At 56.1% G+C, this 26,029-nt stretch carries 21 protein-coding genes; 11 read left to right on the forward strand and 10 right to left on the reverse strand.

All coding sequences use genetic code 11. The features are described 5' to 3' along the window. Positions 1 to 51: 51 nt before the first annotated feature. Together frsA and gpt are read right to left on the reverse strand one after the other, a co-directional pair. Positions 52 to 1,305: an esterase FrsA gene (gene frsA / locus P9J57_RS16120; protein WP_014593013.1), complete on the reverse strand. Its 1,254-nt coding sequence runs from the start codon at positions 1,303 to 1,305 to the stop codon at positions 52 to 54. Between the two features lie 115 nt (positions 1,306 to 1,420). Further along, on the reverse strand, positions 1,421 to 1,879 hold the full coding sequence (gpt, locus tag P9J57_RS16125) for a xanthine phosphoribosyltransferase (RefSeq protein ID WP_014606498.1): 459 nt from the start codon (positions 1,877 to 1,879) through the stop codon (positions 1,421 to 1,423). 252 nt (positions 1,880 to 2,131) lie between these two features. Between gpt and pepD the strand changes: the two genes are divergently transcribed. The 6 genes from pepD to P9J57_RS16155 all read left to right on the forward strand — a co-directional run bounded on the left by pepD (position 2,132) and on the right by P9J57_RS16155 (position 9,769). Further along, entirely contained in the window at positions 2,132 to 3,589 is a 1,458-nt protein-coding gene (gene pepD, locus P9J57_RS16130; protein ID WP_483279292.1) for a beta-Ala-His dipeptidase, read from the forward strand. Positions 3,590 to 3,862: 273 nt separating this feature from the next. After that, on the forward strand, positions 3,863 to 4,855 hold the full coding sequence (locus P9J57_RS16135) for an ornithine cyclodeaminase family protein (RefSeq protein WP_014606500.1): 993 nt from the start codon (positions 3,863 to 3,865) through the stop codon (positions 4,853 to 4,855). A gap of 27 nt (positions 4,856 to 4,882) precedes the next feature. Then, positions 4,883 to 5,854, forward strand: a complete 972-nt coding sequence (locus P9J57_RS16140) for a threonine ammonia-lyase (RefSeq protein ID WP_483279293.1) — start codon at positions 4,883 to 4,885, stop codon at positions 5,852 to 5,854. Positions 5,855 to 6,167: 313 nt separating this feature from the next. Beyond that, complete coding sequence (locus tag P9J57_RS16145; protein WP_015700891.1) at positions 6,168 to 7,673, forward strand: sugar ABC transporter ATP-binding protein; 1,506 nt, start codon at positions 6,168 to 6,170, stop codon at positions 7,671 to 7,673. After that, positions 7,670 to 8,671, forward strand: coding sequence for an ABC transporter permease (locus P9J57_RS16150; protein ID WP_028714852.1), 1,002 nt, complete (start codon positions 7,670 to 7,672; stop codon positions 8,669 to 8,671). Before P9J57_RS16145 ends, P9J57_RS16150 begins: the two co-directional genes overlap by 4 nt. 30 nt (positions 8,672 to 8,701) lie before the next feature. Beyond that, positions 8,702 to 9,769 carry a sugar ABC transporter substrate-binding protein gene (locus P9J57_RS16155; RefSeq protein ID WP_014593006.1) on the forward strand — a complete coding sequence of 356 codons (1,068 nt, stop codon included), beginning with the start codon at positions 8,702 to 8,704 and terminating at the stop codon, positions 9,767 to 9,769. A 1,497-nt stretch (positions 9,770 to 11,266) separates the two neighbouring features. Here P9J57_RS16155 and dinB read toward each other — a convergent pair. Beyond that, a complete protein-coding gene (gene dinB / locus P9J57_RS16160; RefSeq protein WP_014593005.1) occupies positions 11,267 to 12,322 on the reverse strand; it encodes a DNA polymerase IV in 1,056 nt (351 codons plus the stop codon). Between the two features lie 246 nt (positions 12,323 to 12,568). Here dinB and dpaA point away from each other — a divergent pair, with 246 nt between their 5' ends. Next, on the forward strand, positions 12,569 to 13,309 hold the full coding sequence (dpaA, locus tag P9J57_RS16165; protein WP_014606503.1) for a peptidoglycan meso-diaminopimelic acid protein amidase: 741 nt from the start codon (positions 12,569 to 12,571) through the stop codon (positions 13,307 to 13,309). Here dpaA and P9J57_RS16170 read toward each other — a convergent pair. Together P9J57_RS16170 and lpcA are read right to left on the reverse strand one after the other, a co-directional pair. Further along, positions 13,274 to 14,047 carry a class II glutamine amidotransferase gene (locus tag P9J57_RS16170; protein ID WP_013024770.1) on the reverse strand — a complete coding sequence of 258 codons (774 nt, stop codon included), beginning with the start codon at positions 14,045 to 14,047 and terminating at the stop codon, positions 13,274 to 13,276. The two genes, dpaA and P9J57_RS16170, sit on opposite strands and share 36 nt — an antisense overlap. A 54-nt stretch (positions 14,048 to 14,101) precedes the next feature. Next, complete coding sequence (lpcA, locus tag P9J57_RS16175) at positions 14,102 to 14,680, reverse strand: D-sedoheptulose 7-phosphate isomerase (protein WP_014593004.1); 579 nt, start codon at positions 14,678 to 14,680, stop codon at positions 14,102 to 14,104. Positions 14,681 to 14,936: 256 nt separating this feature from the next. Here lpcA and fadE point away from each other — a divergent pair, with 256 nt between their 5' ends. After that, the gene (gene fadE, locus P9J57_RS16180; RefSeq protein ID WP_072137832.1) at positions 14,937 to 17,384 is read left to right on the forward strand and encodes an acyl-CoA dehydrogenase FadE; all 2,448 of its coding nucleotides are present in this window, start codon (positions 14,937 to 14,939) and stop codon (positions 17,382 to 17,384) included. 31 nt (positions 17,385 to 17,415) lie between these two features. Here the strand turns inward: fadE and mtnK are convergent, their stop codons facing one another. Beyond that, positions 17,416 to 18,615, reverse strand: a complete 1,200-nt coding sequence (gene mtnK / locus P9J57_RS16185) for an S-methyl-5-thioribose kinase (protein WP_014606506.1) — start codon at positions 18,613 to 18,615, stop codon at positions 17,416 to 17,418. 137 nt (positions 18,616 to 18,752) lie between these two features. On the opposite strand from mtnK, the gene mtnA reads away from it, so the two are divergent. Continuing rightward, positions 18,753 to 19,775, forward strand: coding sequence for an S-methyl-5-thioribose-1-phosphate isomerase (gene mtnA / locus P9J57_RS16190; RefSeq protein WP_019106335.1), 1,023 nt, complete (start codon positions 18,753 to 18,755; stop codon positions 19,773 to 19,775). A gap of 47 nt (positions 19,776 to 19,822) precedes the next feature. Here the strand turns inward: mtnA and P9J57_RS16195 are convergent, their stop codons facing one another. From P9J57_RS16195 to P9J57_RS16205, 3 genes are read right to left on the reverse strand one after another with little or no spacing between them, the layout of a single operon-like run. Next, on the reverse strand, positions 19,823 to 20,365 hold the full coding sequence (locus P9J57_RS16195; RefSeq protein WP_014606507.1) for a 1,2-dihydroxy-3-keto-5-methylthiopentene dioxygenase: 543 nt from the start codon (positions 20,363 to 20,365) through the stop codon (positions 19,823 to 19,825). A 1-nt stretch (position 20,366) separates the two neighbouring features. Then, positions 20,367 to 21,050, reverse strand: a complete 684-nt coding sequence (mtnC, locus tag P9J57_RS16200) for an acireductone synthase (protein ID WP_041930710.1) — start codon at positions 21,048 to 21,050, stop codon at positions 20,367 to 20,369. Further along, positions 21,047 to 21,661 carry a methylthioribulose 1-phosphate dehydratase gene (locus P9J57_RS16205; protein WP_014606509.1) on the reverse strand — a complete coding sequence of 205 codons (615 nt, stop codon included), beginning with the start codon at positions 21,659 to 21,661 and terminating at the stop codon, positions 21,047 to 21,049. The genes mtnC and P9J57_RS16205 overlap by 4 nt, the downstream gene beginning before the upstream one ends. Before the next feature lie 115 nt (positions 21,662 to 21,776). Here P9J57_RS16205 and P9J57_RS16210 point away from each other — a divergent pair, with 115 nt between their 5' ends. Next, a complete protein-coding gene (locus P9J57_RS16210; RefSeq protein WP_014593000.1) occupies positions 21,777 to 22,937 on the forward strand; it encodes a pyridoxal phosphate-dependent aminotransferase in 1,161 nt (386 codons plus the stop codon). After that, the gene (locus P9J57_RS16215; RefSeq protein ID WP_022622713.1) at positions 22,925 to 23,698 is read left to right on the forward strand and encodes an amidohydrolase; all 774 of its coding nucleotides are present in this window, start codon (positions 22,925 to 22,927) and stop codon (positions 23,696 to 23,698) included. The genes P9J57_RS16210 and P9J57_RS16215 overlap by 13 nt, the downstream gene beginning before the upstream one ends. A 36-nt stretch (positions 23,699 to 23,734) precedes the next feature. On the opposite strand, the gene katG is transcribed toward P9J57_RS16215, so the two are convergent. Continuing rightward, on the reverse strand, positions 23,735 to 25,933 hold the full coding sequence (gene katG / locus P9J57_RS16220) for a catalase/peroxidase HPI (RefSeq protein WP_014592998.1): 2,199 nt from the start codon (positions 25,931 to 25,933) through the stop codon (positions 23,735 to 23,737). Positions 25,934 to 26,029: the final 96 nt, after the last annotated feature.

Below are 26,029 nucleotides of genomic sequence, written 5' to 3' on the forward strand. Positions count from 1 at the left end.
ATCCGAATGATTCCAGCTAGTAGTTGTAGCAAACACGGCAAATTTTGCCAGCTATCTTTGCAAACGTTGTGCCAGCCAGTCGCTGATTTCATTAAGTGCCTTATCAAAACTGGCGATCACCGGTTTTACCGGAATTAACAAGGCCTTACCCTGCGACGAGGAGTTAGCGATTAATTTGCTTTCCTCTTCCGGGCTGAAGAGATCGTTTGTCCAGTAGGCGGACAACATTGGTGTTGCGGTTCTGCGCCCCAGCAAGCCCTGATTTTTCAGGGAATAGCTAAGCAGTTCCGCCCGCAATGCGCTGTCCGTGGTGCCCGTCATGCCGAGTCGGCTGGCAAGCATATCCATATACATATCCGGCACTTTGTTCTGCAGAGGAGCCTGCGTCAGCATACTGTGTACGATCGGTCCCAGACAGGCCACGGCTTTAAGCCGCTGTGATTCGAGATAGGCCAGACGGACCGCCACATTGGCACCAAAGCGAAAGCCCAACGCGGCAACGCGTGTGTGATCGATCCAGGGGACAGAGGTCAGGTCACGCAGGACCTGCTGATGCAGAAAGCTGGTATCCTGGCTGAGCTTCCACTTCATCGAATTGCCCACGGAAGGCATATCCAGCGTGAGCATGGCAATGCCACGCGGTGCCAGATAGTCATGGAACAGACGATAATGATCGGTTTGTAGCGAATCCAGCGCGCCGCAAAACATGACGGTGGGATAAGGCGCGTCCACGCCGGACGGCATATGCAAAAAGCCGCTTACCGGGCTGCCGCCCTGAATCGGAAAGGTGAGCGTTTTAAGCTCTCCGGGTAGCCGTTGGGTTGCCTCTTCATAAGCGCGGCTGGCCAGCGTCTGCGCCTGATCGGCCAGCTCATCGCCTTTTATATAAGGATACGCCGCCACGCTGTAGAGATGCGACGCATGTAACCAGTCGTGACCAGCCCGATCGTGTTCGTCTGTGTTCGCGTCAAGTGCCCGCTGCTGCCAGATGCCCGCCTGCCTGCTCCACTCGTAGTTCCAGTTACCGTTACGGTAACCGATGACCGTATCCAGCAGCGCCGAATTGGTGTGCTCAACATCGCTGATGGCGATTCGCGCCAGCACCTCGCTAATCTCCTGGGAGGGCAAACCACGCCAGGCCCACATCAGCTTATTAAGCATCCGGTACCAGCCACGCTGGCTGTCCCCATCCAGCGCAGAATGCACCTCATGTGTGGCGTGACGACGCAGTCGCACCAGGGTCGAGGTTTCAGGGTGTTTAAAACGAGGCTTGAACAGCTCAACGCTCAGGTTTTTGCCAGGCATATTACCTCTCTGACAGCATTAACAGCGGTAAGTAAGTGTACTGTACCGCAAAACAACTCGCGAGGCGCAGAAAGCACAACGCCCGGAAAACCGGGCGTTGTTTGTGTTACATCAATCAGCTTTTAACAATCGGCGGAATATAGACCACGCCCATGTCCCATGGCTGCTCAATCCAGGTGTTCTGAGGGATATCAACGATATAATCGTCTACCAGCTCACGACCCGCAGGCTTAGCAAAAATGGTGCAGAAACGGGCTTTTGGGTACATTTCGCGAATGGCCTGTGCGGTGCCGCCGGTATCAACCAGGTCGTCAATCACGATAAAGCCTTCGCCATCGCCTTCTGCGCGCTTTAACACTTTCATTTCGCGCTGGTGATCGTGATCGTAGCTGGAAATACAAACGGTATCGACATAGCGAATACCCAGTTCACGTGCCAGCAGCGAAGCCGGTACCAGACCGCCGCGGCTGACTGCAATGATGCCTTTCCACTGTTCAACAGGAAGCAGGCGTTGAGCCAGTTTACGGGCATGAATCTGCAGCATGTCCCAGGTAACGACGTATTTTTCGCTCATAAATAGGTATCCCAGCCAGTCAGTGTGGCTTAAAAAATGTGCAACGGGGAAAAGGTTGCGCGAGATTATAAGGACATGACGCGCTAAAAACCAGCACCTGGCTTCTGGTTGCGGCTTTTTAACGCGTTGAATATCACACCGGGTGAGAAACAGTGATATTCTCGCCCTATCTCGTCGGTATACTGACGGCGATCTTTCACTGGAACTTCGCAATGTCCGGCCTGGCCGGCGCACTGACACAGGAGACTTGTCGTGTCTGAATTGTCTCAACTCTCTCCACAGCCACTGTGGGATTTTTTCACTAAGATCTGCTCTATTCCGCATCCTTCTTTTCATGAAGAAGCACTGGCAAGCTATATCGTTGGCTGGGCTAAAGAACAAGGTTTCTGGTGTGAGCGCGATCAGGTAGGCAATATTCTGATCCGTAAACCAGCCACCCCGGGGATGGAAAAGCGCACCCCGGTGGTGCTGCAGGCTCACCTTGATATGGTGCCGCAGAAAAACAACGATACCGTTCACGACTTCGCCAAAGATCCTATCCAGCCTTATGTTGATGGCGAATGGGTGAAAGCGCGCGGCACGACGCTGGGTGCCGATAACGGCATTGGCATGGCGTCTGCGCTGGCCGTCCTGGCGGACAGCAGCCTGACTCACGGCCCGCTGGAAGTCTTGTTGACCATGACCGAAGAAACCGGCATGGATGGCGCGTTTGGCTTACAGCCAGGCTGGTTGCAGGCCGATATTCTGATCAACACCGATTCGGAAGAAGAAGGTGAGATCTACATGGGTTGCGCAGGCGGTATCGACTTTATCACCACGCTCCCCCTGACTCGTGAAGCCGTTCCGGCGGGTAGCGAAACCCTGAAGCTTACGCTGAAAGGTTTGCGTGGCGGCCACTCCGGCGCAGATATTCATATGGGCCTGGGGAATGCCAACAAGTTACTGGCTCGTTTCCTTGCCGCCCATGCCGCAGAGCTGGATTTACGTCTGGTGACGTTCACCGGGGGAACGCTGCGTAACGCGATTCCACGTGAAGCCTTTGCGACCGTGTCTGTTGACAGCAGCAAAGTGGACAACCTGAAATCGGCAGCCGCCAGCTTCCTGGCCGCGTTGCAAAATGAACACGGCGTGAAAGAGAAAAACATCGCCTTTGTCACCGAGCCGGTTGCCCATCAGGGTGATGCGCTGACGACAGAGAGCCGCGATCGCTTCCTGAATTTGCTGAACAGCACGCCAAACGGCGTGATCCGTAACTCTGACGTTGCCAAAGGCGTGGTTGAAACCTCACTGAACGTCGGCGTGGTCACGATGGAGGCCGATAAAGCAGAAATTAACTGCCTGATTCGTTCGCTGATCGATACCGGCCGCGATTACGTTGTGCAGATGTTAACCTCACTGGGCCAGCTGGCAGGCGCGCAAACGAAGCCGAAAGGCGGCTACCCTGGCTGGCAGCCAGATGCAGATTCGCCCATTATGGCACTGACCCGTGAAACCTACATGGCACTGTTCAACAAGACGCCTAACATTCAGGTTATTCACGCAGGCCTGGAATGTGGTCTGTTCAAAAAGCCTTATCCAGATATGGATATGGTTTCAATTGGCCCAACGATCACCGGTCCCCACTCACCCGATGAGCAGGTGCACATCGAGAGCGTCGGTCTTTACTGGAAACTGCTGACGACGCTGCTGAACGTGGTGCCCGAAAAGTAATTCCAGCGCGATAACGTCTCTGAGGGTTTATGTTCATCATAAACCCTTTTTTATTGCCCCTTTTGGCCCCCTCCCTCGCTACCCGGCACTGACTTAGCATGCGCTTTCGCTATCGCTCGCTAAAACAGCTAAATGCGTTTATTCCACCCGCAAATTGACATTTTCTGTTGTACCGCCGATGCAATAATGCGCATTAGCCAAACTGCCTCCGGCCACGGCATCATGCCTTTTGTGTGACGGAGAGGCCTTCTTCACTGCGCAATGAGAGGGTGCATGAATACGTTATTGCTTACCAAACAGGAAGTCCGTCAGCTCATCAGCACCGACGACGTCATTGAGGCCGTAGAAGAAGCCTATAAAGCGTTCAACAGCAACCTGGTGGAACAGCCGGATTATATTGGCCTGCATCTCCCCGAAGCGGGAGGGGAAATCGACTTTAAAACCAGTTATTACAAAACCAGTGAACTGATTTCGATGAAGGCTTCCTCCGGTCCTTTTCCCCAGAATCCGGTGGAATATGGCCTGCCGGGCGGCATGGGTACGGTAATTTTATTTGATGCCCGTAGCTGTGCGCTGTGCTGCGTCATGGACGGCAGCCTGATTACCGGCCTGCGAACCGGCGCCTCGGGTGCCGTTTCTGTGAAGGCGCTGGCGCGCGCCGGGGCAAAAAAAATTGCGATGATAGGCACCGGCAATCAGGCCAGGATGCAGATCAGCGCCATTGTCAGGGTAATGCAAATTGAGGAGATTCATGCGTGGAGCCGAACGCCAGCAACCCGTATTGCCTTTAAAAAGGATATTGAAAGCGCGTTTGGCATTCCGGTGATTGTGGCTGAGAGCTGTCAGGCCGCGGTGGAGCAAGCCGATATTGTCATTACCACCACCCGAGGCAAAGGGCCGCTGGTCGAAGCCAGCTGGATCAAGCCCGGCACCCATATCATCGCCATCGGCACCGACCAGCGCGGCAAGCAGGAGTTCGATCCGCAGATTTTCAGCCGGGCAAAAATCGTTGTCGATTCCCTGACCCAGTGCACGCAGAAAGGGGAAACCTGGCACGCGCTGGACAGAAACATCATCAGTGAAAACGCGATTCATGCTGAGATAGGTGAAATCTTGCTGGGCAATAAACCGGGCAGAGAGAACGAGGCGGAAATTACCTTTTTTGACTCCACCGGACTGTCCATCCAGGACAACACGACCGCCGGTAAAATTTACCGCAAAGCGATTGAAAAAGGCGTCGGAACCCGTTTTGCGTTTTTTGAATAATTTTTCGTCCAGACGAAGGTAACCGCTATGACGCGTCAGTATCCTACCCTGCAAGATATTCACGAAGCGCAACAGCGCATTGCCGCCCATATTCGCCACACACCCTTGCTGCGCGCTGAGAAAATTGAAAAACAGGTGGGCTGCCAGCTCTATCTCAAACCGGAAACGCTGCAAATTACCGGCGCGTTTAAAATTCGCGGTGCGTTAAATAAAGTGCTTTCCCTGCCCGTTGAAGCCTTTGCCCACGGCATTATTTCAAGTTCATCAGGCAATCATGCGCAGGGCCTGTCGTATGCGGCCAGCATGCTGGGCGTGAAAGTGGTTCTGGTGTTGCCGGTAACGACGCCGAAAATCAAAATCGAGAACACCCGGGCCCTGGGTGCGGAGATTATTCTCTTCGATGGCGACAACGCCTCGCGCTGGAAAAAAGTCTATGAGATTGCCGAGCTAAACAACTATGCGGTGGTGCATGGCTTTGAAGATCCGATGGTTATGGCCGGTCAGGGCACGATCGGCTGCGAAATACTGAATGATTTACCGGATGTGGATACCGTGATCGTGCCGCTGGGCGGTGGCGGGCTTCTTTCCGGTGTCGCCACGGCCATCAAAGAATCTCGCCCCGCTGTCAGGGTCATTGGGGCTGAGCCAGCCCTGACGCCGAAATATTATCAAAGCCGGATCAACCAGCAGCCCACCTCCCTTCCGCTGCTCAACACCATCGCTGACGGCTTAAGAATCAGCGTACCGGGACGTAATCCCTACCCCATTATTGAGAGGTACGCCGACGAGATTATTGTGGTGGATGAAGAACATATTATTCAGGGCATGCGCGTGCTTGCGAGGGATGCAAAATTGATTGCGGAACCGGCCGCCGCAATCGGTCTCGGTGCGCTACTGGCGGGATCGGTTAGCCTGCAACCCGACGAGAAAGTGTGTGTGCTGCTCACTGGGGGAAACTGGGATCTGGCCGACTTAGCCGAGGTTTACGCATTCAAATAACCTGCCCTGCCCCCGTATTAAAGATTAACCGGGTCACGTTGGCCTTCAGCATCCCAGCGCGCGCGCATTCTTTCCTGATGAGTGAAAGCGCGTCACAGCGTTCCTGGTGCCTGCGCAGCATAATCCGCTGGAGTAAGCCCACTTCCTGCCGCTAAATCACCAACTTACTGCGCTTCCCCAGCTTTAGCCGCCATTATGTCCAGATGTCTGGATGGCTAATAAGTTTCTGTGCTAACTTATGCGCTTTCGGCTGTTGCCGTGCCTGATGCTTCAGGAAAAAATGTGGTCAGTGACTTTAATGGAGATCCCTGCAATGCGTGCTTTAAATCGCCTTGAGATGCGTAACATCTCCATCGATTTTGGCGGATTTGCCGCGTTAACGTCGGTGGATTTTCAGAGTGAAGGCCACTCGGTTCATGCTCTGACCGGGGCCAATGGTGCCGGTAAGTCTACGCTGATGGCGGTGCTCTCGGGCGCCCACAGTCACTACAGCGGCGAGATTCTGCTGGACGGTAAACCGGTGTCGATTCGCAGCCCGCGAGACGCAAAGCAGTTGGGCATTCACCTTGTACAGCAGGAGGTGGATGTGGCGCTGGTGCCGCAATTAAGCGTCGCCGAAAATATTCTGCTGGATCAGTTGGCCGAGCCCGGCCACGGCTTTCGCTGGGGCGATATTCGTCGCCAGGCGCGCCAACTGCTGGCCCAACTGGATGCCAGCATAGATGTTAAACGCCCGGTAGAGCGCTGCTCGCTGGCGGAGAAGCAGCAAATTCTGCTGGCGAGAGCCCTGTCGCATCACTGCCGCTTTCTGATCCTCGATGAACCCACTGCGCCGCTAGACCAGCACGAGAGCGAACGCCTGTTCGCCGTGGTCCGTCGCCTCCAGACCAGCGGCATTGGCGTGGTGTTTATTTCTCACCGCATCCACGAGCTGAAAGCCATTTGCGATCGCCTGACGGTGCTGCGCGATGGACGGCTGATCGAAAGCGCCCCGATGGCTTCGCTGAGCGGTGAGCAGATTGTTGAAAAAATGCTGGGGCATCCGTTAACCGATATTTATCCCCCGCGTCGCCCCTTTCAGCCGCAGTCCGTGCTCATGGCGGTGGAGGGCTTGCATGATGAACACCTGCTACAGGATATCTCGCTGCGCCTGCACAAAGGCGAGATTCTGGGCATTGCCGGTCTGGCCGGTGCAGGGAAAACCGAACTCTGCAAGGCGCTGTTCGGTGCCAGTAAGAGCCGTGTTTCAGGCGGTGAACTGCACGGCAAACGCTGGAAACCGCGATCGCCACACGACTCGGTGCAACAGCGCATGGCGCTGGTGCCAGAAGAGCGTCGCAAAGAAGGCATTTTCATTGATGAATCGGTGGCGATGAACCTGAGTATCAGCGCAGACGACAGTTTTTCCCGCTGGAGCCTGTTTGGTCATCGTCAGGCCTGGCGCTGGGCAGAGGAGGTTATCCGTCGTCTCAGCGTACGTACGACAGGCCCGGCGCAGCAGTTGCGTCGTCTCTCAGGCGGTAATCAGCAAAAAGTGGCGATAGGCAAGTGGTTACGCAACAACGCCGACGTACTGATTTTTGATGAACCCACGAAAGGCGTGGACGTTAAAGCCAAAACCGAGCTGTTCACGCTGATCAGCAACCTTGCCCAAGAAGGCAAAGGCATAATTTACGCCTCTGGCGAATTTTCTGAACTGGTCGGCTTATGCGACCGTATTTGTGTGCTCTGGGATGGACGTATTGTGGCGGAGTTAGAGGGACGGCAAGCCACAGAAGAGACACTTTTGCTCTATTCCACCGGAGGAACCCCTGCGTGAGCAGTAAAGACTTATCCCTGAATGCAGCGTCTTCCTCGCTGCGCCATCAACTGTTCGATTTCCTGTACAAGTGGGGCATGCTGCTGACGGTAGTGATATTGATCGCAGCCTTTGGTCTGGCATCCGACAGTTTTCTGGAGCCGAACAATATCATTAATATCCTGCGATCCATCGCCATCGTGACCGTCATTGCGGTGGGCGTTTCCGTGTCGCTCACCGTGGGCGGCTTCGATCTTTCCGTTGGTTCGACCGCCTCACTGGCAAACGCCCTGGTGATTTCGTTATTCGTCTGGTACGGCTTTGATACGACGGCGGCTATCGCAATTACGCTGGCCCTTTGTACGCTGGTCGGCCTGTTCAACGCCTTCCTGATCGTGGTGCTGCGTATTCCCGACATGCTGGCAACACTCGCCACCCTGTTTGTGATTCAGGGCGTGGCAATGACCTACAGCTTTGGTGGCTCGATTACGGAAAATATGGTGTTGCCCAGCGGCGACATGGCTGAGGGCACAATTCCGGCAACCTTTAACCTGCTGGGCCAGGTGCCCACCATCGTCATTATCATGTTGGTTGTCACGGTCGTTGCACAGCTGGCGCTATCCCTGACAAAGCACGGTCGCCGCATGTACGCGTTGGGCGGTAATCCCGAAGCCGCCAGACTTTCGGGTATTCGTACCACGCGTTATCGCGTACTGGCCTATGTTATCGCCTCATTGTTAGCGGGGCTGGGCGGTATTCTGCTGGCCTCACGCATTGGATCGTCGCAGGTGAATGCGGGCAGCGGTTATCTGATGGATGCCGTCGCTGCGGCCTGGATCGGCTTATCCCTTGCCGGTTCAGGTAAACCGAATGCGCTGGGTACGCTACTTGGTGCCGTTATTCTTGGCGTGCTGCAAAACGGTCTGGTTATGTTATCCGTGCCCTATTACGCCATGGACATTATTAAAGGGCTGGTGCTGGCTTTAGCACTGGCTATCACGTACGTTCAGCGCCGCTGAGGCGCGTTCCCCTTACTGGAGTTAAGAATAATGAAAAAGATAACACTCTCGCTGCTGGCATTAAGCCTGCTAAACGCCAGCGCAGCATTTGCCGACACCGTTACGCCCGTTCCTGCCGCTATCGCTAACCATGAAGGGCCGATCCGTATTGCGGTTATCCGTAACCTTGGCTCAGACGACAACACCACGCAGTTTGTTGCGGGGGCGATTCAACAAGGCCGCCAGTTGGGCTTTAAAGTCAGTACGTTTCTCAGCAACGGCGACGATGCGCGCTTTCAGGATTTCGTGAATCAGGCCATCAGCCAGAAATACGACGGTATTGTTCTGTCACATGGCAAAGCGCCATACGCCAGCGCGCTGGTAAAACGCATTGCGGACGCTGGTATTAAAGTCTCGGTATTTGATACACCGGTGGATACTCCGATTCCAGGCGTTACGGTGACAGCTCAGGATGATGCTTCTCTGGCTCAACTGTCTCTGGGACAGTTAATCAAAGATTTCAACGGTAAAGCCAACATCGTTAAATTATGGGTAGCGGGTTTCCCACCGATGGAACGTCGTCAGGTGGTTTATGAAAAATTGCTGAAAGAGAACCCGGGCATTCATCAACTTGAGTCGATTGGCGCGGTATCAACGGATGTTCAGGGCGACACCGCCAATAAAGTGGGCGCTATTCTGGCGAAATACCCCAAAGGCAAGATCGATGCCATCTGGGGCGCGTGGGATGCGTTCAGCCAGGGCGCTTATAAAGCGCTGCAGGAGAATGGCCGTACAGAGATCAAACTGTACAGCATTGATGTCTCCAATCAGGATTTGCAGCTGATGCGTCAGAAAGGCAGCCCGTGGGTACAGACCGTCGCCGTCGACCCTAAAACCATCGGGGCCGTAAATATGCGCCTGGTGGCGAACAAGATTGCCGGTGAAACCACCCCAGCGACGTATGAATTCAAAGCCGCATCGATTTCTCAGCAGGCGCTCAACAGCCATCCTGGTGCGGTGAACGTAGCATCGCTGAACAAGATTATTCCAGGCTGGGGCAGTAATGAGGATTTCGTCCAGCCGTGGTTTGCGACGCTGGAAGCGAAATATAAGAAGTAGGTGTTCGTCGCCGAACAGGGGTGGTTAAGGCTTGCCGCCTGAGCGGCGTCCAGTCACAAAGCGCCGAGAAGGTTTCGCTCGCCAGGCGGCAGGCAGTTTCAGCTCGCCCCGTGCGGGCGACCGACAAGGGGCCGCCAGTCGCCGCGGCCCCTTGACCCCGGGCTCCCGTCCTGCCCACCCGCCGCTGCGCGGTCCCTTCGCTGCTTCAGGATTTCTGCCGGACCGCCAGGACGCGCCATCCCTGGCGCGGCCTGACTTTCGCCGACGTCCTGTCGGCTCATCCGGAAATCCTGCATCCGCTCAGCGAGTGGGAAGGCCGGCCCACTCCACCGCTTTGATACCTGTGCCAAAACTACTTTCCGCGTCGCTTCAGATGCCAGAAAAGCATCACAGCTTATTGCTGTTCATTTTTTCATTTTCGTCAGGCCTTCCTGTCTTCAGTTCTGATTGCGCATGTTAATAACAGGCAAAGCAGGCCTTTGGGAAAAATACACGCCCTCACAGGCGAGGGTTTGCTCGAGGCATCCGCCGCGCTGAGGAGAGAACGAAGGCCAGGACGGCGCGGCACGGAAGGCGCGACGAGGACGGCTGCGCCAGGGACGGCGCATCCGGACGGTCCGTCAGGCCGCAGTGAATGACGAAGGAACAGCGGCGGCTGCCGGACGCCGGGATTGTTAAGGGGCTGGCGCAAGCCCCTTAACCCGGCCGCCTGCACAGACAGGCTGAAACTCCCCGACGCCTGGCGGGCGGAATATTCTCGGAGCAAAACCGTGGATTTACCACCTGGCAGGCCCCAGGCAAAACCACACCAAACAAAGAACAAAATCCCACAGGCGGGGGTTTTCCTGAGGCATCCGCCGCGCTGAGGAGAGAACGAAGGCCAGGACGGCGCGGCACGGAAGCCGCGACGAGGACGGCTGCGCCAGGGATGGCGCATCCGGACGGTCCGTCAGGCCGCAGTGAATGACGAAGGAACAGCGGCGGCTGCCGGACGCCGGGATTGTTAAGGGGCTGGCGCAAGCCCCTTAACCCGACCGCCTGCCTGGACAGGCTGAAACTCCCCACCGCCTGGCGGGCGGAATCTGCACGGAGCAAAACCGTAAATACCCGCAGGCAGGCAAAGTATGCGCCAGCCTTAAGGGCAAACTCATTAAAGAAAAACCCTCCAGGCAAAGCCGCACCAAAAAAAGAACAAAATCCCACAGGCGGGGGTTTTCCGGAGGCATCCGCCGCGCTGAGGAGAGAGCGAAGGCCAGGACGGCGCGGCAGGGAAGCCGCGACGAGGACGGCTGCGCCAGGGAGGGCGCATCCGGACGGTCCGTCAGGCCGCAGCAAACGACGAAGGAACAGCGGCGGCTGCCGGACGCCGGGATTGTTAAGGGGCTGGCGCGAGCCCCTTAACCCGACCGCCTGCACGGGCAGGCTGAAACTCCCTGCCGCCTGGCGGGCGGAACATACTCAGAGCAAACCCCATCCCCGCCAACGGCGGAACTCCCCCTATATGCCCAGCAACAGCTGCCGCTCCAGCTGCGGATCCACCAGCGTCACATGCAATCCCACCAGCCGCACACCGCGACCCGCCCGGCGCTCATCCCAGGTTTTACGCGCCACGGCAATCATGTCTTCTTTATTTAGCACCGGCCAGACATGCTCCTGAGTCGTCTGCTGGAAATCACTGAACTTCAGCTTCACGCCCTGGCGCGCAATATGCTTATCGGGGCGAATCTGCGTCAGGCGCCGATCAAGCTCGGCATAGAGGTAATCAATGATTTCCAGGCAGCGCTCCCAGCTGTCGATATCGTCAGCCAGCGTACGCTCAACGCCTAATGATTTCCGTTCGCGTTCCACCACCACACCGCGTTCATCAATACCGTGGCTGCGCTCCCATAATATCCGGCCAAACTTACCAAAACGTTTTAGCAGCAGTGCCAAATCGGCATTTTGCACGTCGGCGCAGGTGTGCAGGCCCATCTCTTCCAACTTTTTTGCCGAGACTTTCCCCACGCCGGGGATTTTTGCCAAGGGTAACGCCAGCAAAAAGTCAGACATCTGCGCAGGCGTGATGACGTACTGACCATCCGGCTTATTTAAATCAGAGGCGATCTTGGCAAGGAACTTGATCGGTGCGATGCCCGCCGAGGCGGTGAGCTGCGTTTCGCGAAAAATAGTGGCGCGGATCTCCTGGGCGATCAACGTGGCAGAGCCCTGGCAGTGCGTACTGTCGGTAACGTCCAGATAGGCTTCATCCAGCGACAGCGGCTCAATAAGGGAGGTAAAACGGGAAAAGATGGCGCGAATCTGGCTGGAGGCTTCTTTATAGACTTCATAGCGCCCGGGCAATAAACGCAGATGGGGGCAAAGCTTTAATGCCATACCGGTCGGCATCGCACTGCGCACGCCATATTTACGTGCCGGATAGTTAGCGGTACTGATCACGCCGCGGCGATCGCGGCTGCCGCCAATGGCCATGGGAATATCACGTAATGAAGGGTCATCACGCATTTCCACTGCTGCAAAAAAGCAGTCCATATCGACATGAATGATCTTACGCATCGCCCCTCCAGCACTGGATAAGTATACAGTCAGAAGAGACTTGTGCAATATTTCTTGCAGTTGCTAACAAACTTTACAAATTTTCAGCGCTATTCCATCAAAGAAATGGACATTTTGCTCTGCGCTGTATTGCTAAAAAAACACACAATGTTTAATGTTGCGCTGCGGTAGCGGAAAGTTCCGATAATGCAAACAGAGGCGCACTTACCGCGCCATTGTTCTTCTTCACTTCAAGGTATACACAGCATGGGCAAAATCGCACTTCTGTTTGCGATGATTTTACTGCCAGCCCTCAGCATGGCAATGACTCCTGAGCCGGTTCAGCAACTGGCCCCGGTCAGTAAAGAATTAAAGAAACAGCTAATTGGTACACCGGTTTATATTCAGATCTTTAAGGAAGAGCGTACGCTTGAGCTATACGGCAAAATTGGTAATGAGTACCGTTTGCTGGATACCTACCGCATCTGCAACTTTTCTGGCGGCCTTGGCCCTAAACGTCGTGAAGGCGATTTTAAAAGCCCGGAAGGTTTTTACAGCGTAAAAATGAATCAGCTGAAGCCAGACAGCCGTTTTTACCGCGCGATTAATATTGGCTTTCCCAACCAATATGACCGCGATCAGGGCTACAGCGGTAACTACCTGATGATTCATGGCGACTGCAAGTCTATCGGCTGCTATGCCATGACCAATGCTTACATGGATCAGATTTTCACTTATGTGAATGCCGCATTACGCAATGGCCAGCAGGAAGTGAATATTGCCATTTATCCGTTTCGCATGACGGAGAGCAATATGCAGCGTCATCGCTATTCCACCTATGCGGATTTCTGGAAGCAGCTTCAGCCCGGCTATGCCTATTTTGCGCAATATCATCAGCCGCCAACGGTGAATGTTGCCAGCGGCAGATATGTGATGAACAGCAGCCCGGTCATCACACAACCCGAAGCGGCCTCACAGTCGTTCCTGGCGCTCTCCAAGGTAAAATAAAGCCCATTCGCCTGGCACTATCCGGTGCCAGGTTTCATTCCCCGTTAACGGCTGTGTCGCAATGACAGTGACCACATCGTTCGCGCCGGTATGTTTCTGGAAATCAATTTCCACATCCTGATCAAGTAGCTGCGCCCGGCCAAAAGGGGCTCGGCGGGTAATCCAGAACAGATTGGTGGAGCAGAACGCCATTAAGTAGCGACCATCCGACAGCAGCATGTTAAACACGCCCTTCTGCCGCAGTTCACCCGCCAGTTCGCCGATATAGCGAAAGACCGCAGGCCAGTTACCTGGCGTACGCGGATAGCGCGTGGCCAGCTTGTGCAGGATCCAGCAGAATGCCTTTTCACTGTCGGTTTCACCAACCGGACGAAAGGTTCCGGTCTCCAGTTGCCTGTAGCCTTTAAGCTGCCCGTTATGCGCATAGGTCCAGTTTCGTCCCCACAGTTCCCGCGTAAACGGATGGGTGTTTTCCAGAGAGACCGGCCCACGATTCGCCTGGCGAATATGCGCCACGACGGAATGGGACTTGATCGGGTATTCCTGCACCAGACGCGCAATGGGGGAATTAAAACTCGGCAAGGGATCTTTAAAGGTGCGGCAACCTTTATCTTCGTAAAACGTAATACCCCAGCCGTCTTTATGCGGCCCTGTTCCGCCGCCGCGCTGCACTAATCCGGTAAAACTGAAACAAATGTCGGTGGGAACATTGGCGCTCATCCCGAGCAATTCGCACATAGCAACCGCCTTATGTCAAAACGCCTCCTGCCGCTCAGGAGGCCAGTCGTGCTGTTACCTGACCATCTCTTTTTCAATCAGCAGCATCAGGATATGAATCACTTTAATATGGATCTCCTGAATGCGATCGGCATAGCCAAAATGCGGCACACGGATTTCAATGTCCGCGCTGCCAGCCATCTTACCGCCATCTTTACCCGTCAGAGTGATCACTTTCATCCCCTGCGCACGCGCAGCCTCAACGGCCTTGATGATGTTGGCCGAGTTTCCTGACGTCGAGATCCCGAGCAGCACGTCGCCTGAACGCCCTACCGCTTCAACGTAACGGGAAAAGACGTGGTCATAGCCGAAGTCATTGCTCACGCAGGAAAGGTGGCTGACGTCTGAAATGGCAATAGCCGGATATCCAGGACGATTTTCACGGTAGCGGCCCGTGAGTTCTTCAGCAAAGTGCATCGCATCACAGTGAGAACCACCGTTGCCGCAGGAAAGCACTTTGCCGCCCGCTTTGAAGCTGTCAGCCAACATCACCGCCGCCCGTTGGATGGTGTGAATGTTCGCGTCGTCACTCAGAAAGTGATTCAACGTCTCTGCCGCTTCATTGAGCTCTGAACGAATAATGTCCTGATACATAGACTTGTCCTTTGTAGGGGAGGTTAATCGCAGCAAGTTTAACGGAATGGTTGACCTGCGCAAAGCACCACAGGGTCAGATAGCCGTGTGCCCGCCGTTTTTTTCACGTTCGTTATTTTCATTACGGGCGCTGTTTCGCTGATTTTGTGAGTCAGGTTGTAATTGCGATGTAAACAAATTGATAAATGCCAGCAGGTGATTTAAACCTCTCTTTATAACAGGTCAGACCTCTTACTACTTAACGGAGCACTTCATTATGATGGTTGTCTCGATTCTTGCGACAGTGGTGCTAATTGGCGCCCTGTTTTATCACCGCATCTCTCTGTCACTCAGTAGCGCAATCCTGCTGCTGTGGACCGCTGCGATGGCGGTGGCCCACCTGTGGACGCCGTGGCTGCTGTTGCCGCTGGCGATCATCCTGCTGCCGCTGAACCTGACCAGCCTGCGCCGCAAACTGTTTTCCAAACCGGTGCTGCAGCGCTTTCAGCAGGTCATGCCGCCGATGTCTCGTACGGAAAAAGAGGCGATTGACGCGGGCACAACCTGGTGGGAAGGCGATCTGTTTCAGGGCAAACCTGACTGGCAGAAACTGCACAATTACCCGCAACCGCGCCTGACGCCGGAAGAACAGGCCTTTATTGATGGCCCGGTGGAAGAAGCCTGCCGCATGGCGAATGATTTCCAGATCACCCATGAACTGGCGGATATGCCGCCAGAGTTGTGGGCCTATCTGAAAGAGCACCGCTTCTTCGCCATGATCATTAAAAAAGAGTACGGCGGACTGGCATTCTCCGCCTATGCCCAGGCACGCGTGTTGCAAAAACTGTCGGGCGTATCGGGTATTCTGGCGATTACCGTGGGGGTGCCTAACTCACTGGGTCCGGGCGAACTGCTGCAACATTACGGAACGGAAAAACAGAAAGACCATTATTTGCCGCGTCTGGCGCGGGGCGACGAGATTCCCTGTTTCGCCCTTACCAGCCCGGAAGCGGGTTCCGATGCCGGGGCAATCCCCGATACCGGCGTCGTTTGCATGGGCGAATGGCAGGGCCAGCAGGTGCTGGGCATGCGACTGACCTGGAACAAGCGCTATATCACGTTAGCCCCAATCGCCACCGTACTGGGTCTGGCCTTTAAGCTTTCCGACCCCGAGCACCTGCTGGGCGAGAAAGAGGAACTGGGCATTACCTGTGCCCTGATCCCAACCAGCACGCCGGGCGTGGAAATCGGTCATCGCCACTTCCCGCTCAACGTACCGTTCCAGAATGGTCCAACCCGTGGGAAAGACATTTTTGTCCCCATTGATTTCATCATTGGCGGCCCGGAAATGGCCGGTCAGGGCTGGCGGATGCTGGTGGAATGTCTGTCCGTCGGCCGTGGCATCACGCTGCCGTCAAACTCAACCGGTAGCCTGAAAACGGTGGCACTGGCGACCGGCGCCTATGCGCACATCCGTCGTCAGTTCAAGCTGTCTATCGGTAAAATGGAAGGTATTGAAGAGCCGCTGGCGCGCATCGCAGGTAATGCCTATGTAATGGACGCGGCCGCTACGCTAATCACCACCGGGATTATGCAGGGTGAAAAACCCGCGGTGCTGTCAGCCATCGTCAAATATCACTGTACCCATCGCGCTCAACAGTCAATCATCGATGCGATGGATATCGCGGGTGGTAAGGGCATCATGCTGGGTGACAGCAACTTCCTGGCGCGTGCCTATCAGGGTGCGCCCATCGCTATCACCGTGGAAGGCGCGAACATTCTGACCCGCAGCATGATTATCTTTGGTCAGGGGGCAATTCGTTGCCATCCTTATGTCCTGCAGGAAATGGCCGCCGCCGCCAGCAACGATGTTGCCGCCTTCGATAAGGCGCTGTTTAGCCATATTGGTCACGTTGGCAGCAACGCGACGCGCAGCCTGTGGCTGGGCCTGCTGGGCGGTCGCACCAGCGCCGCGCCAACCCGCGATGTAACGCGTCGATATTATCAGCACATGAACCGCATTAGTGCCAACCTGGCCTTGCTGTCAGATGTCTCTATGGCGGTCTTAGGCGGCAGCCTGAAACGTCGCGAACGGATGTCTGCTCGCCTGGGTGATGTGCTGAGTCAGCTCTACCTGGCGTCTGCCACTCTGAAACGCTATGACGATGAAGGACGCCACGAAGCCGATTTACCGCTGGTGCACTGGGGCGTGCAGGATGCACTGAATAAAGCAGAGAAAGCCATGGACGATCTGCTGAGTAACTTCCCGAACCGCCTGGTGGCTGGCGTTATTCGACTGATGGTGTTTGCCGGTGGTCAGCACTGCCCTGCACCGTCCGATCGTCTTGATCACAAACTGGCAAAAATGCTGCAGGTGCCTTCGGCGACGCGTACGCGTTTAGGTCGTGGTCAGTATCTTGCGCCGAGCCAGCATAATCCTGCAGGTCAGTTAGAGCAGGCATTGCAGGACGTGATGGCGGCGGAAGTGATTCACGACCGCCTGTGCAAGCAGCATAAAAAACACTTCTCATTCACCCGACTGGATGCGCTGGCTAAACAGGCGTTGGAACAGGGCTGGATTGACGACAAAGAAGCTGAAGTGCTGAAACGCGCCGAGCAGAGCCGTCTGCGTTCCATTAACGTGGATGAGTTTGAGGCTGATGCGCTGGCCGTGCCGGCAAAGCAGGATGTCTCAAAACCCGCCCGCCCCAGTGAGGCGGCATAAACAATCAGGCCGACATCATGTCGGCCTTTTTTTATCCTGCCTGACGAATGCGGGCAATCAATGCCTCGACATCGTCCACGTGCCCGGCGGCCAGAATCAGGGTGCGGCCTAAGGTAATCGCATTGCGAATACAATCGGTGCGCATTTCATCATCTCGAATCAGCTTCATGTCCGCCACGTGCGACATGCCCACCGTTCGACGGATCAACTCCGTTCCACAAAAGCCAATTGTATCCGCCCAGACTTTGCGCAGAAACGCCTGTGCATAACCCGGATACGCCATGGCCACATCCTGGGTGTGACTTTCTGCCAGCGCCAGGAAGCGCGTCGCAAAGGTATTCCAGACATCACGCACGTCGCTAAGGCGCTGCTCACGGGCATCAACGGCTTCGCGGGGAGGCAACAGGCCCGGTAAACCACAGTAGTTGATCAGCAGGTTACCCAGCGCGGTGCCCACGTCAAAGCCGATGGGTCCAAAATAACCAAACTCGGCATCAATCGCTTTTAAGCTGCCGTCAGCCACAAAAATCGAGCCGCTGTGGATATCCCCATGCAGTAACGCCTCGGCATGGCTGAAGAAAACGTGTTTGAGCCCGGCCACAGCAATACGCAACGCGTCGTCAGTGCGGAGGGATGCGACCAGCGGCTCCAGCGCGTCAGGATAGCTATTGCGCTCGTGGTCAGTGTAGGGATCGTTAAAGAACAGATCTTCGGTGATCTCGCACAGCTCAGGGTTGATAAAGCGCGCCACCTCGGCTTTCTTGTGATGCGGGTGCAGAATAAAGTCTGAGGTGTGAAACAGCGTTTGCGCCAGATATTCGCCGAGCTGACGCGGCGCTTCAGGGTAGTAGGCGCCTTTCACCAGCTCACTGCGCCAGATGCGGTGGCTGGAAAGATCTTCCATCACCATCACCGCCAGATCCGCATCGTAATGCGTAACCTTAACCGTGTGCTGGGGGCAATATTTGTAGTGCTCAACCAGCGTTTGCGCTTCGATACGCGCACGATCCAGGGTTAACGGCCACGATTCGCCGACGCAGCGAACATAGGGCAGCGCCTGTTTGACTACCACGCGGCTTTTACCCTGGTTGTCGTAAATTTTAAAGACCAGATTGAGGTTACCATCGCCAATCTCTTCCGCGCTGCTTAGAACAGAAGGATCATCCATGCCGCCAAACGTTTTGGCATATTCCACAGCATCGGCTGCAGTGAACGTACGGTATTGCGACATTGACCTTTCCTCATCAACAAACGCCGGTGCAAGCCGGACCTGATTAATCTTTCGTAATAAGCCGTTCAGACGTCTATACATCCGTTAAGCATGTTGGCACAATATCCGCTATTAACGCAACATGGATTTCACCAACAATGCAGACATTCCAAACTACCAGCTTACAGGTTCGTAACAACCAGCTCTGGATACTGGATCAGCAGGCCCTGCCCCAGCAAAAGAACTGGCTGCCTGCCCATTCGGTCGCGCAGTTGGTTGAACATATTCATGCGCTGCGGGTGCGCGGTGCGCCGTTAATTGGCCTGTCTGCATCCCTGCTGCTGGCACTGCTGGCGGAACAGGGTGAAACGCGCGAGCAGCTGGCACAGTCGCTGGAAATATTGCGGGCCGCCCGCCCGACCGCGGTCAACCTGATGAATAACCTCGATCGTATGAAACAGGCGCTGGAGCAGCCAGACAGGGTGACGAGCCTGGCAGAAGAAGCCTTGCGGCTGGTGCAGGAGGATAAACAGCTCTGCGATCGCATCGCCGAAGCCGGAAACTCGCTGGTCAAACCCGGCAGCCAGCTGTTAACCCACTGCAATACGGGCGGCCTGGCGACCGCAGGCGTCGGCACAGCCCTGGGCGTTATCGCGCGCGCGCATCAAGAGGGCAAGGTCCGAAATGTTTGGGTCGATGAAACTCGTCCCCTGTTGCAGGGCGGGCGCTTAACCGCCTGGGAACTCGGCGAACTCGGCGTACCTTACCAGTTGATCACCGATTCGATGGCCGCCAGCCTGATGGCTGCGGGCAACGTGGACGCTATCTGGGTGGGTGCGGACCGCATCGCGGCCAATGGTGACGTAGCGAACAAAATCGGCACCTACAGCCTGGCGGTGTTAGCGCACTATCACGGTATTCCGTTCTACGTTGCGGCCCCGCATACCACGCTGGATCGGCTCTGCCCGACGGGCGCGGCCATTCCTATTGAACAGCGTGCCGCCAGTGAAGTCACCGGTGTGTCCGGAAGCTTCGGCAGCGTGCAGTGGGCTCCTGAAGAAGCGCAGGTCTACAATCCCGCCTTTGATGTTACGCCTGCCGCGCTGATCAGCGGTTGGGTGCTGGATACCGGCGTGATCGCACCAGCTCAGGTTGCCGCTGGCATCTTCCAGCCACAGTAAGCGGACGGGCGGCTTACGGAATCAGCCGCCCGCAGAATGCGCCGTGATTACGCAAGGCGCGGATAGGCATCGGCAATCTTGTCGCCGGTGAAATTGGCGATCCAGCCTTCCTGATTATCAAAAATGCGAATCGCGGTGAAGTGCGGGGACGATCCCATATCAAACCAGTGCGGCGTGCCGGCGGGCACCGAGATCAGATCGTTCTTTTCGCACAGGATCTGCAAAATTTCACCGTCCAGATGCAGACAAAACAGCCCCGCACCCTCGACAAAGAAGCGCACTTCATCTTCGCCGTGCGTGTGTTCCGACAGAAACTTCTGGCGCAGAACGTCCTTCTGCGGGTTATCGGCACGCATGCTAATCACGTCCCAGCTCTGATAGCCTTTTTCGGCCACCAGCCGGTCGATGGCATGCTGATAGGCGTTGATGACCGTTTCCGCATCCGGGTTTTCGCCCAGATCGCGGTCGGCCTGCCAGCGTTCAAAACGGACGTCTTTGGCATTCAGCCGCGCGCGAATCGCCTCAGCATCGGTGCTGTGCCATATCGGCTGGCTGGGATCGCTATCGCTAAAAATGGTCAGTGCACTCATCTCAAATCGACTCCGGGTTAATCTGGGAAAAATCGGCGACCTGACGATGATGGCTGTCATCATCTGCCGCGTCACGAATCAGCTGCAGCGTGTGCCAGCCGGCCTGCTCTGCTGCGTCCAGCTCCTGATGAATATCAGAAAGAAACAGCAGTTGTTCGGCGGGCAAGCCCGTTTGCGCAGCGATGTTCTGATACGACGTCTTCTCACGCTTGGCGCCCACGTGGGTATCAAAATAGCCGCTGAACAAACCAGTAATATCACCTTCGTCGCTGTAGCCAAATAACAATTTCTGCGCGGCAACCGAGCCAGAGGAATATATATATAATTTAATGCCTTGCACGTGCCAGGCCGTAAGCGCGGGCAGCACATCAGGATAAAGGTGCCCGGTAAAGCGACCGCTCAGGTAGCCCTCGCGCCAAATCATTCCCTGCAGCGCCTTCAGGCCGGTCGATTTGCGATCCGCATCCATGTAAGAAAACAGAATAGCGATGACCTCGTTTGTATCGGCATCGGGTTGCCCCGCTTCGGTACGCACGGCGTTTAGCGCCTGTTGCACCTCAGTCTGCGTCTGATTCTTGCGAACATAATCAGCCAGATGCGCTCGGGCATAGGGAAACAGAACGTTATGTACAAAGCGGATATCGCTGGTGGTCCCTTCAATATCGGTAACAATGGCCTTTATCATGCTTTCTCCAGCAGGCGACGTTGGCGCTCGCATTCAAATAAAAATTCCAGACCTTCAAGATGACGACGGGCTTCAGCGACATCTTTGCCCCAGCAGGTCAGGCCGTGTCCGCGCAGCAGAAAGCCATAGCGCAGGGGAAAACGGGCGGCATAATCCTCGATCTCTGACGCCAGCGCCGCCACATCCTGACTGTTGTCGAACAGGGGAATCGCCACGGTAGCATCGTGGGTCGTTTGCCCGCTCAGCGACTTTTGCATCTCATAGCCGTAGAGCAGCACGGCGGCGCCCTGCTCGACCCGCGACAGCACCGTGGAATTGACCGTGTGCGTGTGCAGTACCGCGCCCGCCTCCGGGAACAGACGGTAAATCAGCGTGTGCAGCGCGGTTTCTGCCGAAGGCTTGCGGCCCGAGGGGGCCAGATTAGTGGCAATGTGGACCTGAATAAAATCATCCCGCGTCAGGCTGCCTTTGTCTTTGCCCGACTCACTCAGCAGGCAAACATGTGCATCCTGGCGCACCGACATATTGCCACCGGTGGCCGGTGCCCAGCCCTTCGCGCCTATCCAGTGACAGGCTTGCACCAGCTGATCTACTGCAGAAGAATCGGACATCATCGTTCCTTTTAGCCGTCTAAGCGTCTTGATTGCCAAATACTAGCATCCTGTTTATAGTGGCATCAACTAAGGGTTTTTCCGCTACCGTTTTTGCGCGTAAGGCTACCTAATCATGACGCAGTCCAACCTGACGCCCGAGAGCAAACTGCCTGCACTCGGCACCACCATATTCACGCAAATGAGCACGCTGGCACAGCAGCATAATGCGATTAATCTTTCTCAGGGATTTCCGGATTTTGATGGTCCGTCTTACCTGCAGGAAAGGCTGGCTTACCACGTCAGTCAGGGCGCGAATCAGTACGCACCCATGACCGGCGCACAGCCGCTTCGCGAAGCCATTGCGGATAAAACCGCCGCGATCTATGGCTATCGGCCCGATGTGAACAGCGATATCACCGTGACGGCAGGGGCTACTGAAGCCCTGTATGCCGCCATCACCGCCCTGGTGCGGCCCGGTGACGAGGTCATCTGTTTCGATCCCAGTTACGACAGCTATGCGCCTGCGGTACAGCTGGCGGGCGGCACACTGAAACGCCTCACCTTGCAGCCACCGTTGTTCACGGTTGACTGGCCTGCGTTCTCCGCGCTGCTAAGCGACAAAACCCGCCTGGTCATCTTAAACACGCCGCATAATCCCTCGGCCAGCGTCTGGCATCACGCGGACTATGCCGCGTTATGGCAGGCTGTCGCCGACCGGGAAATCTACGTGCTGAGCGATGAAGTCTATGAACACATCTGCTTTGCACAGGACGGTCATGCCAGCGTGCTGGCGCACCCTGAGCTGCGTCAACGTGCGGTGGCGGTGTCATCCTTTGGCAAAACCTTTCATATGACGGGCTGGAAAGTCGGTTACTGCGTAGCACCGGCGGCCATTAGCGCCGAGATCCGTAAGATCCATCAGTACCTGACGTTTTCAGTCAACACGCCTGCGCAACTGGCGATTGCCGATATGCTGCGCCAGCATCCCGAACACTATCGTGAACTGCCCGAGTTTTATCGCGCGCGCCGTGACCGACTGATACAGGCCTTGCGCAGCAGTCGTTTTCACCTGTTGCCCTGTGAAGGCACCTACTTCCTGCTGGCGGACTACAGTGCCATTTCGGACCTGGACGATGTCAGTTTTTGCCAGTGGCTGACGCGTGAAGTTGGCGTAGCCGCCATTCCGCTGTCGGTATTCTGCGAGGCGCCTTTCCCGCACAAACTGATTCGGCTGTGCTTTGCAAAACAGGAAGCCACACTTGATGCGGCAGCGGAGCGGTTATGTCGACTTTAGCGATAACGCTGCTACAGGAGCCACTGACGTGGATGGATGGTGAGGCCAACCTGCGCCATTTCGATCGGATCTTAGCCGACCTCACGCAACGGGATGTCATTATTCTGCCCGAAATGTTCACCACCGGTTTTGCCATGGAGGCCGCCCAGTCGGCGCTACCGCAGGCGCAGGTCGTGGAATGGTTACAGCACCATGCTAAGCGCACCAATGCGCTGGTGGGCGGGAGCGCCGCCGTTCATACCGCTGAGGGCGCCATGAACCGTTTTCTGCTGGTTGAGCCGGACGGCACGCTGCACCAGTATGACAAACGTCATCTGTTTCGCATGGCCGATGAACAGCAGCATTATGTTGCGGGCAAGGCGCGTACGGTGATTCCGTGGCGCGGCTGGCGTATTCTGCCGCAAATCTGTTACGACCTGCGCTTTCCGGTGTTCTCACGCAATCAAAATGACTACGATCTGGCGCTGTATGTCGCCAACTGGCCTGCAGCGCGCGCCCTTCACTGGCAGGCCCTGCTGCTGGCTCGCGCTATCGAAAATCAGGCATATGTAGCAGGCTGCAACCGTGTGGGCAGCGATGGTAATCAGCATCAGTACAGTGGGGACAGTCGAATTATTTCTCCGCAGGGGGAGATTCTGGCGGCGGGCGAGCCGTTCAAAGCCGGTCAGGTTGAGGCGTCGCTGTCGCTAGCCGAGTTGCAGGCTTATCGCGAGCGGTTTCCGGCATGGCGCGATGCGGATGGCTTTACGTTGGCAGAATAAAATCGCCCCTGGCCAGGCCGGGGGCGATTCAGGCGTTTACTGCAGGTCGAAACGGTCCAGGTTCATCACTTTCGTCCAGGCCGCCACGAAGTCGGTAACAAACTTCTGTTTTGCATCGCTGCTGGCATAAACTTCGGCCAGAGCGCGCAGGATGGCGTTGGAACCGAACACCAGATCGGCGCGCGTCGCGCTGTACTTCACTTCTCCGCTCTGGCGATCGCGGCCTTCGAAGATCTCTTCACTGCCGTCGGTCGCACGCCATGCGGTGCGCATATCCAGCAGATTCACAAAGAAATCATTACTCAGCACGCCCACGCGGTCGGTGAACACGCCGTGATGGCTGCCGTCAAAGTTGGTGCCCAGCACACGCAGGCCACCCAGCAGGACGGTGAGCTCTGGGGCACTCAGCGTCAGTTGCTGCGCCTTATCCAGCAACAGGGTTTCAGTGGATGATCCCCCCTGTACGCGACGATAGTTACGGAAACCATCTGCCAGCGGTTGGAGTACGTTAAAGGATTCTACATCAGTTTGATCCTGACGAGCATCCACGCGGCCAGGGGTAAAAGGCACCTGTGCACTGACGCCGGCTGCGGCTGCGGCCATTTCGATGCCGACGCTGCCCGCCAGGACAATGACGTCAGCTAATGAAGCTTTACCGGATTCCTGCTGGATCTGCTGCAGTTTCGGTAACACATCGTTAATGACGCTGGCGTTCACCGCCCAGCTGTTCTGGGGCGCCAGCGCCAGACGGGCACCGTTTGCGCCGCCGCGTTTGTCGCCACCACGGAAGGTTGAAGCCGAAGCCCAGGCCGCCGAAACCAGCTGGCTTACCGTCAAACCTGATGCAGCGATTTTCGCCTTCAGTTCGCTGATATCATCGGCCGTCGGCTGATGCGTTGGCTGCGGTAACGGATCCTGCCACAGTAAATCTTCCTTTGGCACTTCCGGACCGATGTAACGCGCTTTTGGCCCCATATCGCGGTGGGTCAGCTTAAACCAGGCGCGGGCAAAGGCTTCGTTAAAGGACTGCGGATCGTTCAGGAAGCGGCGAGAAATCTTCTCGAACTCGGGGTCGAAACGTAACGTCAGATCCGTCACCAGCATGGTCGGTTTGCGCTTTTTCGCAGGATCGAACGGATCCGGAATAATGTCGTCAGCGTTGACCGCTTCATACTGAATCGCACCCGCCGGGCTGTGCGTTTTTACCCACTCATATTTGAACAGGTTCTCAAAGAAGTAGTTGCTCCACTGGGTTGGCGTTTGCGTCCAGACGACTTCAAGGCCGGAGGTAATCGCATCTGCACCCACACCGCTGCCGTGGCTGTTGTTCCAGCCAAAGCCCTGTGCTTCGATAGGTGAGGCTTCAGGATCGACGCCCACGTGACTCGCGGCGGCGGCACCATGGGTTTTGCCCAGGGTATGTCCACCCGCAATCAGCGCCACGATCTCTTCGTCGTTCATGCCCATGTTGCCGAATGTCGCGCGAATCGCTGGCGCGGCAGAAGCCGGATCGCCGCTGGCTTCAGGCCCCTCTGGGTTCACGTAGATCAGCCCCATTTCGGTCGCGCCCAGCGGTGCGTTAGCCAGGCTTTCCGGATGGCGATGGGCCAGCCACTCGGTTTCGTTGCCCCAATCCACGTCCATATCCGGTTCCCAGACGTCTTCACGACCGGCACCAAAACCAAAGGTACGGAAACCTGAATTTTCCAGCGAAACGTTGCCGGCGAGGATGTAGAGATCGGCCCAGGAAATTTTCTGACCGTATTTTTGTTTTACCGGCCACAGCAGGCGGCGGGCTTTATCAAGGCTGACGTTATCTGGCCAGGAGTTCAGTGGGGCGAAACGCTGTTGACCCCGGCCTGAGCCACCGCGCCCGTCGACGGTGCGGTACGTACCGGCACTGTGCCACGCCATACGAATAAACAGGCCAATGTAGGTGCCCCAGTCGGCTGGCCACCAGGATTGGGAGTCGGTGAGCAACGCCCGGATGTCGGCTTTCAGTGCGGAGTAGTCCAGCGTGCTGAACGCTTCGCGGTAGTTGAAGTTTTCGCCGAGGGGATTAGAACGGTTGGAGTGCTGGTTTAGCAGATCCACGCGCAACATGTTTGGCCACCAGTCGCGATTGCTGGTACCACTGCCGGCTCCACGAGCCAGAACGCTTTCTTCTTCCGATTTACCGTGATGAAAGGGACATTTACCTGAAGCGGCTACATCATTATCTTTTGGCGTGCTCATTATCGGCTCCGTTGCCTTCACATTATTGACCTTAAGATAACCCTGGCGTTAGCAGGAATATAGTCGGATGGGCCGAAGGTATTGATAGCCGATAGC

This window comes from Pantoea sp. nfd-35, assembly GCF_056892255.1.